The organism is Enterococcus sp. DIV1089c, from assembly GCF_050530965.1.
Lineage (GTDB): Bacteria > Bacillota > Bacilli > Lactobacillales > Enterococcaceae > Enterococcus_B > Enterococcus_B hirae.
On sequence record NZ_CP172888.1, the window covers coordinates 928,686 to 943,325 of the forward strand.

Annotated in this window: 12 protein-coding genes and 1 pseudogene; 8 read left to right on the forward strand and 5 right to left on the reverse strand. The window is 37.1% G+C overall.

The annotated features are described in order from the left end of the window. The first annotated feature begins 26 nt into the window (after positions 1 to 26). Entirely contained in the window at positions 27 to 803 is a 777-nt protein-coding gene (locus IGL30_RS04415; protein WP_088745310.1) for a phosphatase PAP2 family protein, read from the forward strand. 249 nt (positions 804 to 1,052) lie between these two features. Here IGL30_RS04415 and IGL30_RS04420 read toward each other — a convergent pair whose 3' ends face one another. The 3 genes from IGL30_RS04420 to IGL30_RS04430 form a co-directional block, all read right to left on the reverse strand. After that, positions 1,053 to 1,769, reverse strand: coding sequence for a hypothetical protein (locus IGL30_RS04420; RefSeq protein ID WP_034867500.1), 717 nt, complete (start codon positions 1,767 to 1,769; stop codon positions 1,053 to 1,055). Positions 1,770 to 2,000: 231 nt separating this feature from the next. Further along, positions 2,001 to 2,255 (reverse strand): hypothetical protein, encoded by a 255-nt coding sequence (locus IGL30_RS04425; RefSeq protein ID WP_010719598.1) that lies wholly within the window; start codon positions 2,253 to 2,255, stop codon positions 2,001 to 2,003. 20 nt (positions 2,256 to 2,275) lie between these two features. Further along, entirely contained in the window at positions 2,276 to 3,127 is an 852-nt protein-coding gene (locus IGL30_RS04430; protein WP_088745308.1) for an aldo/keto reductase, read from the reverse strand. Between the two features lie 171 nt (positions 3,128 to 3,298). Here IGL30_RS04430 and IGL30_RS04435 point away from each other — a divergent pair, with 171 nt between their 5' ends. The 4 genes from IGL30_RS04435 to tuf all read left to right on the forward strand — a co-directional run bounded on the left by IGL30_RS04435 (position 3,299) and on the right by tuf (position 6,926). Further along, positions 3,299 to 4,303 (forward strand): nucleoid-associated protein, encoded by a 1,005-nt coding sequence (locus IGL30_RS04435; RefSeq protein ID WP_088745307.1) that lies wholly within the window; start codon positions 3,299 to 3,301, stop codon positions 4,301 to 4,303. 342 nt (positions 4,304 to 4,645) lie between these two features. Then, positions 4,646 to 5,026 carry a VOC family protein gene (locus IGL30_RS04440; protein WP_010737337.1) on the forward strand — a complete coding sequence of 127 codons (381 nt, stop codon included), beginning with the start codon at positions 4,646 to 4,648 and terminating at the stop codon, positions 5,024 to 5,026. Between the two features lie 44 nt (positions 5,027 to 5,070). Continuing rightward, complete coding sequence (locus tag IGL30_RS04445; protein WP_088745306.1) at positions 5,071 to 5,475, forward strand: GNAT family N-acetyltransferase; 405 nt, start codon at positions 5,071 to 5,073, stop codon at positions 5,473 to 5,475. Between the two features lie 263 nt (positions 5,476 to 5,738). Next, positions 5,739 to 6,926, forward strand: a complete 1,188-nt coding sequence (gene tuf, locus IGL30_RS04450) for an elongation factor Tu (protein ID WP_010719593.1) — start codon at positions 5,739 to 5,741, stop codon at positions 6,924 to 6,926. A 105-nt stretch (positions 6,927 to 7,031) separates the two neighbouring features. Here the strand turns inward: tuf and mprF are convergent, their stop codons facing one another. Both mprF and IGL30_RS04460 read right to left on the reverse strand, forming a co-directional pair. Continuing rightward, the gene (gene mprF, locus IGL30_RS04455) at positions 7,032 to 9,617 is read right to left on the reverse strand and encodes a bifunctional lysylphosphatidylglycerol flippase/synthetase MprF (RefSeq protein WP_123874878.1); all 2,586 of its coding nucleotides are present in this window, start codon (positions 9,615 to 9,617) and stop codon (positions 7,032 to 7,034) included. A 21-nt stretch (positions 9,618 to 9,638) separates the two neighbouring features. After that, positions 9,639 to 10,355, reverse strand: a complete 717-nt coding sequence (locus IGL30_RS04460) for an alpha/beta fold hydrolase (protein ID WP_010719591.1) — start codon at positions 10,353 to 10,355, stop codon at positions 9,639 to 9,641. 211 nt (positions 10,356 to 10,566) lie between these two features. Between IGL30_RS04460 and IGL30_RS04465 the strand changes: the two genes are divergently transcribed. From IGL30_RS04465 to IGL30_RS04475, 3 genes and pseudogenes are all read left to right on the forward strand, one after another. After that, on the forward strand, positions 10,567 to 11,199 hold the full coding sequence (locus IGL30_RS04465) for a lysozyme family protein (RefSeq protein WP_240210722.1): 633 nt from the start codon (positions 10,567 to 10,569) through the stop codon (positions 11,197 to 11,199). Between the two features lie 144 nt (positions 11,200 to 11,343). Further along, positions 11,344 to 12,126: pseudogene (locus tag IGL30_RS04470) on the forward strand (DUF368 domain-containing protein). 167 nt (positions 12,127 to 12,293) lie between these two features. Further along, the gene (locus IGL30_RS04475) at positions 12,294 to 14,615 is read left to right on the forward strand and encodes a cation-translocating P-type ATPase (protein WP_010737343.1); all 2,322 of its coding nucleotides are present in this window, start codon (positions 12,294 to 12,296) and stop codon (positions 14,613 to 14,615) included. Positions 14,616 to 14,640: the final 25 nt, after the last annotated feature.

Consider the following 14,640-nt stretch of genomic DNA (forward strand, 5'->3'; position numbering starts at 1 on the left):
GAAGTTAGAAAGTAAGTGAAAGTTTTATGAGTGATTATCAACAAAAAGCACTGAAATTATCAATCGTTCCATTATGTCTTTTGATTGGATTGATTTTATGCGTAAAAATCAATCCTCCATGGTTCGAAACACTAGATTTAGCGGTTTATACAAAGATCGATTTACCTAATTTTCCAAAACTAACAGCGATTGTTCGTTTGTTTGCTAAGTTAGCAACGATTGGTCCGACCTTATGTTTCGCCTTTCTTTTTGCTTTTTATATTTGGAAAAAGAATTACCATTTGTTAGCGATTTGGAATATCTGTAATATCTTTGCGGTTAGTTTTTTTGGGTATATTCTAAAAAAGCTCATTGCACGAATCAGACCTGCCGTTTCACAATTGGAAATACGTACGAGTTACTCGTTTCCTAGTGGACATTCTTTATTATCCTTTGCGCTTTTCCTAACAATTATCTTATCGTTAAGTATTATTTGGAGTCGTCAGGATACCAGAAGAGTTGCTTGGTATCTTATCAGCCATCCATTGCTGATTGCAGCAACTCGATTATATCTAAGAGTCCATTATCCAAGTGATATTTTAGCTGGATTTTCGTTAAGTGCAGTAGTAGTTTTATTGTCTTATGTTGTTTGTTTCTCTTTTATCTCCACAGATTCAATATTGAAAACAAGGCAACTAGAGAAGAAAAAAACGCTTTTTTCTAAAAATCAAAAAGTAGTTTTAGGTCTTTTAGTCCTTTTACTAGCAGTAATTATTACTGGTGTCGCTTATGAACTGAATGTCTTTTATCATGCGCATGGGTAAGCTGGAAAAACATAACCAATAAACTAAGGGAAAGAGACCGCTTGGTTTTTTGGTTCTATCTTTTTTAAGATTGGTGAAGATTATTGACAACTTTTGGTGATTCAAAGTAATAGAAAAAATATTTTACTATAAAAAAATGAGCAGAGGGCAATTGCCTTTCTGCTCATTTAACATTTTATGATTTCTCATTACCGGCATCATTTGACAAAAAGCCGTTTTTGGATGCAGTGGATAGATTTGTGAAACTGGTTATCTTTCTGAAATAGCTGTTGCAGCAAACTGTTCGATCAATGGGATCAATGTCAGTTTCACTTTGTATTTGCGTTCTAACGCTTTTTCAATTGTAAATTGGTTTTCTGCTGTCATTGAAATTTCAGCTAATTTACGTGGTTCATCTGAGGTTTTCTCATAGATGACTGCTGCATCAGCTTCTTTTTCTACATAAAATTTTGGATATTCCGCTACTGCGCTTGAAAAATCAGCGAAATTCAAAGCGGCAGTTTCAGTTGAGCGTTGTTTTTCAGTTGTTTCCGCTTTTGATACTTCAGCTGTTTTAGGTGATTCCACAGGTTTTGAGTCAGCAACTTTTGTTTCAGCAACAGGTGTAGAAACCTCTTGAGCAGTTGGTTCATCATTTTTAAGACGTTGATCATTCCAATAAGAAACGATTTCAATCAATAAGTTGTCACGGAAGCGTTCAAAAATGTCTTTTTCTCCTGAACGGATTCGTTTTAAGACAGTTGTGAAATTATCATCAATCGGTACATTGATGCGAGTATCTTCATTTGTTTTTCCTGCAAGTCCAATCGTTAAGATGTGGCGGTCTTTCGGATCAAGCATGACTTGTAAAGGTAAGCCGTAACGACGTAGACTTTCATCCTCTAAAGAATGAAATAATTGACTTCTGATTCCATCTAAAGAAGGACGGAATTGATTGAGTAATTTTTGTTTTTGTTTTTTCTTCATATGTTCTCTCCTTCGCTCATACCCTTTCGATTATAAGAAAAAAAAGATGAAATGAAAAGGATTATACGAAAAAAACTTAGATATGTATGTATTTATACGCATTTTTTTAGGAAAATATTTGTTTTTATCAGAAATGTTTCCTCTTTTTAAGTGTATATCAAAAGATAAGCCGATACGACACCGGCAAGAAAAACTCAGTGTGTATCGGCTTATCATGATCATTGAAGTCAGCTACGTTGTTTTGGAACAAGGAATCAAAGCAAAGACAGACAGTTCAGGTGAATAGATCACTTCATGTCCTTGCCAAGTCGTAACCATTAGCGAATGATCGAAACGGTTGGTTAGCTCTTGAATTTTTTGATCATGGGACCAGTTACGTGCTGGGAAGTGTTGGATCTTGTCTGGTCCGATCAAAAAGATAAAATCAGGATGAAAAGTACGAGTGATTTCTTCTGAGAGCCTTTCTAAACGTTCAATCGGAGTCATTGTTATCAAACATCCTTAAATTAAAATTGGGTAGTATCTGGATCTTTTGCTTTACCAACTACGCCATCTAATTGATCGATTTGTTGCATTTTTTCTTCTGACAGTTCAAAGTCAAAAAGTTCAGCATTTTCTTTGATCCGACTAGGAGTTACGGATTTTGGCAGAGGCAAGAAACCATGTTGTAAGGACCAGCGTAAAGCAACCTGAGCAATACTCTTTTGATGGGCTTTGGCAATTTCCTGCATCTCTGGTACATCGAAAATTTTCCCTGTGCCAAGTGGACTGTAAGCTTCCAGGATCATTTCGTGTTTTTTAGCATAGTCAACGACTGCTGGTTGTAATTCACCAGGAGCTAAGAAAATTTGGTTGACCATTGGCATGATCTTGGCTGTTTTTTGTAACGCATCCAGATGATGGGGCAAGAAGTTGCTGACGCCAATGGCTTTGATTTTTCCAGCTTCATACAGCTCTTCAAAAGCTCGCCAAGTTTGGGCGTTTGCTTCTTCCCAATTGTCACGGAAAGCCACAGGATTAGGCCAGTGGATCAAGAAAAGATCAATATAATCTGTTTGTAATTTTTGTAGTGATTCTTCAAACGAAGACATCACTAAGTCATAACTGTGATTGGCATTCCAAAGTTTTGTTGTTAGAAAAATCTCTTCTCTGGGAATCCCACTTTCTTTGATCGCTTGACCGACGCTTTCCTCATTTTTGTAACCTTGTGCTGTATCAATGTGGCGATAACCAGCAGCCAGCGCTTCTTTGACTGAAGAAACAGCGACATCGCCATCCGGTGTTTGCCAAGTACCAAAACCAACAATCGGAATTTCATAACCATTTGATAAACGATACGTATTTGTTAATGAATCCATATTCTCAACTCCTTAATTTTTAGTTCACTTTTAAGTGTAGCGCATTTTCTCAAAAAAGGAATCCATTTTGTTTAGGAGACAATTATTTTTTTCAAAAAAAGGAAAATAATGATTTTCGTTCTGGTATTTTGTATTGATTTTCCGTAAACTAAACCAGAAGGGAATGAGAACATGGATATTTATTTAAAAAAAGCAATTATGCATATTATTGATCGTGAAACGGGATCACCCGTATTTTCTCAACAAGAATTGGATCTGACTAAAGAGTTTATTCGAGATTTTTTACAAAAGAAAATCCAAAAAATTTCTTCTGCACAAACTAAAACAGGACAGCTGTCACCTGAAAGTATGATGGCGAAACAAGTCCAGGACTGTCAAGAAAACTTTGTAGCAGCAAGTGAAGGGATCGTTCAACGCTGGTTCGAGATCTATCAAGAAAGCGAAGAAGCACCAAGCGCTGATGTCTTTGTTGTTTTGTATGAAGTAGATACGGTGATGTATGTGGCTTTGTTAAAAGTCAATTACCGAGAATCCTATACACATTTTGTAGAGGCAGACGAAACAGGAATCGCCAATCAATTGATTTTGAATCGAGCGATATTGGGGGCAAAATCCCAAAAGGCAGATGAGGCGTTTGCGGTGGCATTAACTGATTTAAACTATGAATTGATTGAAAAAAAATATGAGTTTTCTGGAAAAAAAGAACTCTATTTTTCGGGGAGAGTCATCGAAAGTGTTCCTGCGCCTTCATTAGAAGAGAATGTCAAAGTGATCCAAAAAGTAGCTAAAAGTTTAGGGAAAAAATTTGAAACTGAAGAATTTGATCTAGTGGCTGATTTAAAAGAGGCTGTTTATGATACGATCGAGGAAAAGGGCAGACTAGACCATGAAATGATTGCGGAAAAAGTCTTCAAAGAAAATATCACAGCGAAATTAGCTTTTCAAGAAGAAGTCCAAGAACAGGGATTTGTTGCTGAAGCTTTGCCAGTCAGAGAAGTCCAAGAAATTTCTGAGAAAAAATTTGGTAAACAAAAATTCAAGTTATCCAATGGAATCGAATTGATCGTCCCTGTAGACGTCTACCGAAATCCAGATTTGATCGAATTTGTTAATAACCCAGATGGAACAATCTCAGTCATGATCAAAAATGTAGACGAAGTATTAAATCGTTTATAATTATTAAAAGAATGCTTATTCAGAGAATACAATAAAATGTAGCAGACAAGAAAAGAGCCAAGAGAAACTATAGTGAACGTTAAAAGTTGGATTAAAAAGTTAACTTTTTTCGGTCAGTATAAAGTTTTCCTTGGTTTTTTTGCAGGTGTAAACTATAGTAAGTAGTGCATATCTTTAGATGTTTCAGAACGACAGCTTTCTTTTTACCAGATAACACCATTTCTTTTGTGAACTGATCACTAAGAGCAAAAGCCAAAATAATCACATCATTCTTTATCAAATAAAGAGAAAATGGTATAAAGGATAGGAAGAGATAACGAAAATATAAAGGAGTGTTACAAAATGAAAGTTGAACATATTGCTATTTGGGTTAATGATTTAGAAAAAATGAGAGCGTTTTATGAGAACTATTTTGCTGCAGAAAGTTCAGAGAAATACACGAATCCTAAAACCCGGTTTCAATCTTACTTCCTGAATTTCACCTCAGGAAGTCGGATTGAATTGATTACAAAGCCTTTTTTATCAGATCGTGCAGTCGATACTTTTGGTTATGCTCATTTAGCAATTTCAGTGGGAACAAAAACAGAGGTGGATTCATTTGCTGAAACATTTGTAAAAGATGGCTATCCATTGATCAGTGGTCCAAGAACTACGGGCGACGGTTATTATGAAGCGGTTATCCAAGATCCTGAAGGAAATCTGATTGAGTTAACGACAGATTGAGACAGATTACATCATACAAAAATATAGCAAAGGATAGGAAGCACATGGAATTCAGCGAAGAGAAAAAAATTGACCTTGATGCCTTGTTCGCGCTCTATACAGCTGTAGGATGGTCAGCCTATACGAAGGACATCCAACAATTAGCTATGGGAATCCAACAATCTCTCAAAGTGATAACGGTATGGGACGAACAACAATTGATCGGATTGATCCGTAGTGTCGGGGATGGCGAAACAATTCTTTACATTCAAGATTTGCTTGTTCATCCAGCTTATCAAAACATGGGGATTGGGACACAATTAATCGAAAAAATGGTACAAGCTTATCCAAAAGTCAGACAAAAAGTTTTATTGACAGAAAATGAACAACGAACCCGTCGATTTTATGAAAAATGCCAATTTAAATCGGTAGCGACACAAGAAATGATTTGTTTTTATCGCGAATACTGATAGTTACGAGAGAGGCCATTGTAGTGAAAACAAGGAGATAGTCACAACAATTACGCATGGTTGGCTGATGAAAAATTAGTCATTAATCAGCATAAGTGTTCTTGGTTGACTTTGACCAAGTTTGACGTATAATACAAATTGTTCGATACTTACAAAAAGTAAGGCGGACAGATTCTTTTTGGATTTTTCCAAAGAAGTCTATAATGGACAACAGATGAGAGCAAAACTTTAAAGCTCTAAATTAATTAGGAGGTTTGTTAATTATGGCAAAAGAACATTATGATAGAAGTAAACCACACGTAAATATTGGAACCATTGGACACGTCGACCATGGGAAAACTACTTTAACTGCTGCGATCACTACAGTACTAGGTAAAAAAGGCTTAGCAAATCCTCAAGACTATGCTAGTATCGACGCAGCACCAGAAGAACGTGAACGTGGAATCACGATCAATACTGCTCATGTGGAATACGAAACAGACAAACGCCACTATGCACATATCGATGCACCAGGGCATGCGGATTACGTGAAAAACATGATCACTGGGGCAGCTCAAATGGACGGAGCAATCTTGGTTGTTTCTGCTACGGATGGCCCAATGCCTCAAACTCGTGAACACATTTTACTTTCTCGCCAAGTAGGCGTGAAATATTTGATTGTTTTCTTGAACAAAACAGATTTAGTCGATGATGAAGAATTAATTGACCTAGTAGAAATGGAAGTTCGTGAACTATTAAGCGAATATGGATTTCCAGGTGATGATACACCTGTTATCAAAGGATCAGCATTAAAAGCATTACAAGGTGATCCTGATGCAGAAGCAGCTATCATGGAATTGATGGACACAGTCGATGAATACATCCCAACACCAGAACGTGATACGGACAAACCATTATTGTTACCCGTCGAAGATGTATTTTCAATTACTGGACGTGGAACAGTAGCATCTGGTCGGATTGACCGTGGGGCTGTTAGAGTCGGTGACGAAATCGAAATCGTAGGGATCAAACCAGAAACGCAAAAAGCCGTAGTAACAGGAGTTGAAATGTTCCGCAAAACGCTTGATTACGGTGAAGCAGGGGATAACGTAGGTGTGTTATTACGTGGGATTCAAAGAGAAGACATCGAACGTGGCCAAGTGATTGCCAAACCTGGTTCAATTACACCTCATACTAAATTCAAAGCAGAAGTTTATGTTTTGACTAAAGAAGAAGGCGGACGTCATACACCATTCTTCAATAATTATCGACCACAATTTTATTTCCGCACAACTGACGTAACAGGAACAATTGTTTTGCCAGAAGGAACGGAAATGGTCATGCCTGGCGACAACGTAACGATCGATGTAGAATTGATTCATCCTGTTGCTATTGAAAACGGGACGACTTTCTCCATTCGTGAAGGTGGTCGTACAGTAGGTTCAGGTATCGTAACAGAAATCGAAGCTTAAGAACAAAGGATAGATAAATAAAAAAGACGCACGATTCAACAAGTCAGATGACTTTTAGAATCATGCGTCTTTTTTTCTTCCATCATTAGATATAAGTTGTCATATTCAGCGTTTTTGTAACCATTTTTTTAAACCTACTAATCGCTTTTTATGGTCAACTGGTGCATTATCAATGATCAATAATGCGATCATGACATAGGCAATCCAACTGTCACGTGAATAGGAAGTATAGCGGGAAGTCCAATGAGTCGCATATTTATCTTTATACTCACGCAAGCCGTGGAAAGAGTAAAAAAGTGAACCAAATTCATAAACTAAGTAAGCAATTCGTTCTTGAATAAAACTTTTTCTTGAGGTTCCAACGTTGGATAATGGCGCCATCCCCAAGTTGAAAAATTCAATCTGTTCCTCTTTCATATACTCAAATAAATGAAGGAAAAGATAATCCATACTTCCAGCTGGTGCTTTCTCAGGATCATAACGCATCAAATCAATCGTGCCGATTTTGTTATCTGTGTAGGTTGGCATGATCGAAGCAAATGCTACTAAGTCTTGTTGTGGGTCTTTTAAAACAGCGATCGGTGCCCGCTGTAGATAATCTTCTGAGAAGAACCCCAGTGAAAAACCCTTTTCTTTTCGGCTTCCTAACCATTGATCAGAAATTTGTTTGAGTTCAGTCATCTGTGTCGCAGAAAAAGGTGGGTGAATAATCTCAAAAGTAAAACCTTCTCGGTCAATCCGATTCAAGATCGCACGTGACCCTTTCATTTTCTTTCCAGAAGTAGTGAAATTGGCTAATTCAACATGTGCTTCTTCGCCCATTTTGATGAAATCATAGCCAAATTCATGTAAAATCATCACGATTTCTTCACTCGTTTCATAAAAGACGGGTAGGTAACACAAACGATCAGTTTCTTCAATAAACGCTTCGATAGCAGCAGGAAAATCTTCTTTTTTACCCGAAGGATCGCCCATCACGATACATTTATTATTGTAACAAGCAAACTGTAATAAAACCGTTCCAACTTGGTCTTTTTCGTAAATAAACATGCGCTTGTCTTTTAAGAAAATCAATTGACTGTCAGAATTTCCGCCAAAGGTATGGAGGATATTTAACGCTTTTTCTTCATCCAACGGTTCGCCGACTTGCTGTTTCTTTCCTTGTAGGAAGTGGACGAAAAGAATGATGATAAAGCTTACTGCAATAATAGCAAATAATCCAGATAACCAAATCTTTTCTGACGGGAACAAAAAGAACGAAATAAAATGATGCTTACGATGAGGAAATGTTGGCAGATTATAAACGCCAATAATGATGTAAAGCAACGCTAAGGCACCAATAATCACACCATCAATCGTCAACCATTCCCATGAATAAATGATTTGTTCTCTAAATAATTCATTTTTCGAAGCAATTACGATCAACAACAGTAACAATAGGAAAATAGCTGCAGTAAAGCTAAAGTCAATAATCGTCACATAAGATGCTGCTAAAAAGATCAGTGCAATAGTTGGCCAATAGGCTCTTTTGACTCTTGCAGCAATCCCACGCCCCATGATGACAAAGAGAAATCCTAACAACATACTTGGGAATTGAATAATAAAATGCAACCTTAACGGATTGATACTATGCAGCCAACGAAACTCGGTAAAAGCTTGTGGGATCGTTGCTGAAAGAACCATCATGATACCAGAAAAATATAAAAGGACGACGACGGCTTTATGAGCAATCTCTGTTGCCAGCTGCTTAGGAATACCAGAATAACGTTGATCAAAAGTTGAGCCAATATTCTTAAAGAAAAAGACGATCCCGATCAAAAAAGGAATAATGTAATAAAAAATTCGGTACAGTAAGATCCAAACGACTACAGTTGCCTTTGGCACACCTATGGCAGAAAGACCGATAATCATCATGATATCAAAACTACCGATTTCACCAGGAATCATCGAGACGATTCCGATAACTGAAGCTGCGATAAAGAGCGGTATCGTTTGCCACAAATCGACTTTGATATCCATAAGTGCCCCAACTGCTAGAAAGGTGAACAAGACACCAGACCACTCTAAGATCGAGACAAGCAGCAATTGTCCTTGTGTTTTTAATGAGAGTCCTCCGAGGTAGCCCTCTTTTTTTAAGGTAGTGACTACAAAAACAAGTGGGAAGTATAACCCACCACCGATCAACCAAATCCAATACTGCTTAATAAAAGGCGCAACCGGTGCAAAAAAGACCATAAAAAAAGAAATCAAACTATAAATAGACAGTCCAGCCATTAGAAATAAAAAGATCTTCGACAAAGCTTGCATCAACTGCTTACTGTCTTTTTTATGACCGTATAATTCGGAGCGTAATCCGATGCTGACAAAGCCGCCAAAACCGGCAACATTGTTGATGGTATTAATCAACCAACTTGTTTCAAATAAATAACTCTTTTTTAATTTTTGTCCCAACAAGCGGTTAAGGATGATGTCATACCCAATCATCGGTGCAACAGATAGTAATCCAACAATGAGCATCAACCCCGTCTTCCAAAGTGGGATCGTTGCAAATGTTTCGGCTAATTGAGCGATCGATAGTGTTTTGCCAATATTGATCAATTCACTAACGATAATGACAACCACAGAAATTAAAAAGATTGTTTTAAAGAGACCTAAATGGTTTTTGAACCATTGTAAGGCTTGTTTTAACAAAAAAATCACCTACTATTCTTATTATTCAGACAAAAAATCTAATACTTCTTGATTGAAACGTTGAGGATCTTTTCTAGCTAACTGATGTCCTTGTTCGTTCACTAAAACAAAAGAAGCATTTGGGATCGTTTTTGCTAGGTAAAGGGAGTGTTGCAGTTTGATCACATCTTTTTTTCCAACAATAATCAATGTTTTACATTTAATTTTCTCTAAATCTGCTGTTGAAAGACCGATATCTTTTAACAACAATTTGATCACCAACAAATTTTTTCTAAGCGATGGGCAAACTAAAGAAAGCAACCACATACCAATATAATGACAGTAGCTAAGCAGTCTCGCTGAGAATAAAACCCCTTTAACTAAAGTATTTCCTGAATTTAATATTAATCGATGTACTTTCTCTGGATAATAACTTGAAAAGACCAATCCAAGATTAGCTCCATCACTAAAACCTAGTATATTTGCTTTTGTAATTCCTTCAAGTAGCATGATGGTATAAAGATCTTCTGCCATCAAACGAAAAGACAAGGTATTTGCTTGATTCGTTGAACGTCCGTGACCTCGACTATCGATGAGATAAACGGTATAAAACTGACTAAAGACAGGAACTTGCTCTGAGAAGAAACGACCACTGCCATCATTACCATGGAGTAAAAACAGAGGCATGCCATTTCCGCTTTTCTCATAATAGATCTCTGTTCCATCAGTCATTTTTGCATATTTCTTTTCTTTTTTCACATAATCACCTACTGGTTAAAGTATAACGACAATTCTCCTATAAGAGCAATTGTTTTCCTAAAAAAACAACGATCATTTTCGTAAGATAGTAAAAAATTCCGAAAATTTCAGTTTTTATTAAGGAAAGGAACAAATGATTAGTAAGAAATAGCCAAGAACGATAATAAATAGTAAGATAAAAAAAGATGTCAAAATAACTAGGTGAATGTTTATGAAAAAAAAGAAAAAATCAATCTTTCGAAGAATCGTCTCTTTTTTACTGATTGTCTTGGTCATAGGAGTATTGATCATCTTAGGAAAAACCTATCAATCGATTAAAAGAGTAGAAAAGTACGAACCAGAAATAACAACAGCAATTAAAAAGTACCATATGGAAGAGTACGAGTCTTTGGTCAAGGGGATCATTTTAACAGAATCAAAAGGCAAGGGGATTGATTTGATGCAAAGTTCGGAAAGCGCCTATGGTAAATCCAATGTGATCGATAATCAAAAAGAAAGTATCGATCAAGGAGTCAGCTACTTAGCAGAAATGATCAATGAGGCAAAAAAACAAGGATGTGATCTTGATACAGCTATACAAGCCTATAACTTCGGTAAGGATTATATTGTCTACGTAAAAAACCGAGGTGGGGAAAATACTATGGAGATAGCAGAAGAATATTCCAAAAATGTCTTGAGTCCACTTTTAGGTAATGAGAAAAAAACCAAGTATCGCTATTGGCGAGTCCCCTCATTGCTTTACAATGGCGGTTATCTTTATCATAATGGAGGGAACATGTTTTACACAAAAGTTGTCAAGATGAATGAAGACCTCATTGAGTTATATGACAAAGTTTTTAACTAATTGAGTGTAATGCTGAGATTTTTTGCTAGATCTTTATCTTATCAGAAAGAAGGAGTGCTCAAAAAAGTGGAAAAAGAACAAATCATAACAGAAAAGGTAGCGAAAGATTCAGGGAAAGACTGGCTATTGCGCTTTGTAAAGGGAATGTTTATCGGTTCGGGTTTTATTTTACCGGGGGTAAGCGGAGGCGCTTTAGCAGCTGTTTTTGGGATGTACGAACGATTGATCTCTTTTTAAGCTCATCTAACCAGAAATTTTAAAGAAAACGTGCTTTTCTTTTTGCCTGTCGGATTAGGAGGCATCAGCGGAGTCTTTTTGCTTTCCTTTTTGGTGAGTTTCTTATTAGGGACATATGAAACGACGATTTTATGGTTTTTTGTTGGGTGTATTGTAGGTACTGTTCCAGCGTTGTGGAAAGAAGCTGGAAAGAAAGGGCGGCAATCAGGTGATATCATCTTGATGATCGTCACATTGATCGTGGCTTATTTCTTTTTACTTTACGGATCACAACTATTTGATGGTCAAGTTGAACAAAACACAGTAACTTGGATCATCGCTGGCGGTCTAATCGGCTTAGGGATGATTGTTCCTGGACTGAGTCCCTCGAATTTTTTAGTCTATATGGGGTTATATAAGGCGATGGCTGATGGTTTCAAAGAAGCTCGCTTAGACGTGATCTTACCGATCGGTTTAGGTGCGGTAGTCTGCGTGTTGACGTTATCAAAGTTATTTGATTTTATCTTTTCTAAGGCATATAGTAAATTGTTCCATTTTATTTTAGGAGTTGTTTTTGCTTCGACGGTAATGATTGTTCCTACAGATTACACAAATTTAAGTTTACTAGGAATCATCTTTTGTCCCATTTTATTTTTTGCTGGTATCGCATTAGGTTGGTGGATGAGTCGTTTAGAAGAACAATATAAATAAAGGTTGAATGGCACATGATTTTTGCTGGGATTTCTCAGCGGCATAGAATCATGTGTTCTTATTTTGTATAAATTTGTAAAAAATAAGTTGTTTTTAATAATAGAACAAGCTAGACTTAAATATATTGATTATTTTTTGAAAGTTGGCGAAAAATGGAAACGAAAGAAATGAATGGTCTTACTCAGGAAGAAGTGAGACAAAAAATTTCCTCTGGGCAGCAAAATGATTACCAAGAGGATGCATCAAAAAGTACTAAGCAGATTCTTAGTGACAATATACTAACGCTGTTCAACTTTTTAAATTTTGGTATTGGGATTTGCTTACTATTGGTCGGTGCCTATTCCAATATGGCTTACCTGGCAATCATTGTGGTGAATATCATTATTGGTATCTATCAAGAAATCCATGCTAGAAATCTAGTAAGAAAGTTATCGATTGTTTCGCAATCAGAGGTACGAGTTGTCCGCGAAGGAAAAGAGCAGTCGATTTCAACGAAAGAATTAGTTTTAGGAGATGTCGTAAAGATTGGTGCAGGGGAACAGATCCCTTCTGATTTAAGAGTGATCTCAGGACGCGCAGAAGCCAATGAGGCACTATTGACAGGGGAGTCAGACCTGATTGTCAAAACCGAAGGAGATGAATTGCTTTCAGGTAGTTTCTTAACCAGTGGTTCTGTTTTAGCTCAAACGATTCGTGTTGGCGCAGACAACTATGCAGTTCGCCTAACGAGTGAAGCAAAAACCCATAAAGCGATTCATTCTGAACTTGTCGATTCTATTCGAAAAGTATCGAAATTTACTAGCTTCATTATCATTCCATTAGGTATTATTTTATTTTTAGAAGCGTTATTTATCCGTGATGCTTCCATTAAGATTTCTGTTATTGCTTCGGCAGCAGCATTACTAGGGATGTTGCCTAAAGGCTTAGTCCTTTTGATTAGTATTGCACTGACTACTGGTGTAACGAAATTAGCAAAGAAAAGAATCTTAGTCCAAGATATGTATTCGATTGAAACACTTGCTCATGTAGATACGCTTTGCTTGGATAAAACAGGGACGATCACTGAAGGAAAAATGAGTATCCAACGGGTCGAAGCCCTAAATCCTAAGTACGAAAAAGCGATTCCTGAAATCATGGGAACCTATCTAGCTGAAAGCAGTGACAATAATCTTACCATGCGGGCACTTAGAGATTACTTTCAAGTAGCTAATCGCTATACTGTGACTGAAAAGTTAGCTTTCTCTTCTGACCGAAAATGGGGAGCGATGGAGTTTCCTGAATTAGGTGTGATCTATGTAGGAGCTCCTGAACGTTTGGTTGAAAAATCACAACTGCCAGAAAGTTTGGTGGATGCTCAAGCAAATGGCTACCGTGTATTGATGTTGGGTGTCGCTCCTGAACAACATTTGACTGAAGGAGAGCCAAAAGGCGTTGAACCAATCGCGCTGTTTGAGATTGACGATCCAATACGTAAAAATGCAGAAGAAACATTAGCTTATTTACATGCTGAAGGTGTGAATCTAAAGGTTATTTCAGGTGATAATCCGTTCACAGTTTCAAATATTGCCCGCCGTGCAGGCTTACCAAATTATGATTCGTATGTTGATCTTTCTACGATGACAGAAGAAAAAGCTGTCCGGGAAGCCGCTCATGAATACACGGTCTTTGGTCGTGTGAGTCCACAACAAAAGAAAACATTAGTGAATGAATTAAAACAAAGTGGTGGAACTGTGGCTATGACTGGGGATGGAGTCAATGACGTGTTGGCACTGCGTGAAGCAGACTGCAGTATCGCCATGGCTGAAGGAGACGGTGCAACAAGACAAATTGCTAATCTCGTTTTACTTGATTCTGATTTTACGACTTTACCAGAAGTCTTATTCGAAGGGCGTCGTGTCGTGAACAATGTGACCAAAGTTTCAGGTATTTTCTTTATCAAGACGATCTATTCGTTTATTCTTTCTATCTTATGCGCAATTACTGCAATCGGGTTTCCATTCATCCCAATCCAGATCACATTGATTGACTTAGCTATTGAAGGTTATCCTTCTTTCTTCTTATCGTTTGAACAAGATAAACGAAAGATTACCTATCGTTATTTACCAACAGCATTGATCAATGCATTGCCAAATGCATTGCTAGTCGTATTGAATATTATTGTGGTTTATATTTTAGGAAAAGTTTTGCCATTTACCCAGTTGCAAACGACCACTTTAATGTATTATCTATTGATCGGAATCAGCTGTATGGCAGTAGTCAAAGCGTGTTATCCATTTAATCCGTTGCGAATTTTCTTAGCGGTAACTACTGTTGTGGGGATTTATGTAGCAGCGATGCTTTTCCATCATCTGTTAGAAGTTGATCTAGGGTTAGGAACGGCTTGGCCATATTTCATTGGTTTTATGATCGTTAATATCATTTTGAGACTGATTTATGGAAAGACCAATATCCGTGACTACTTATTGAATAAATTAGCAACAACGAAATAAACCGTTGCTTGTTCTTAGAATGACA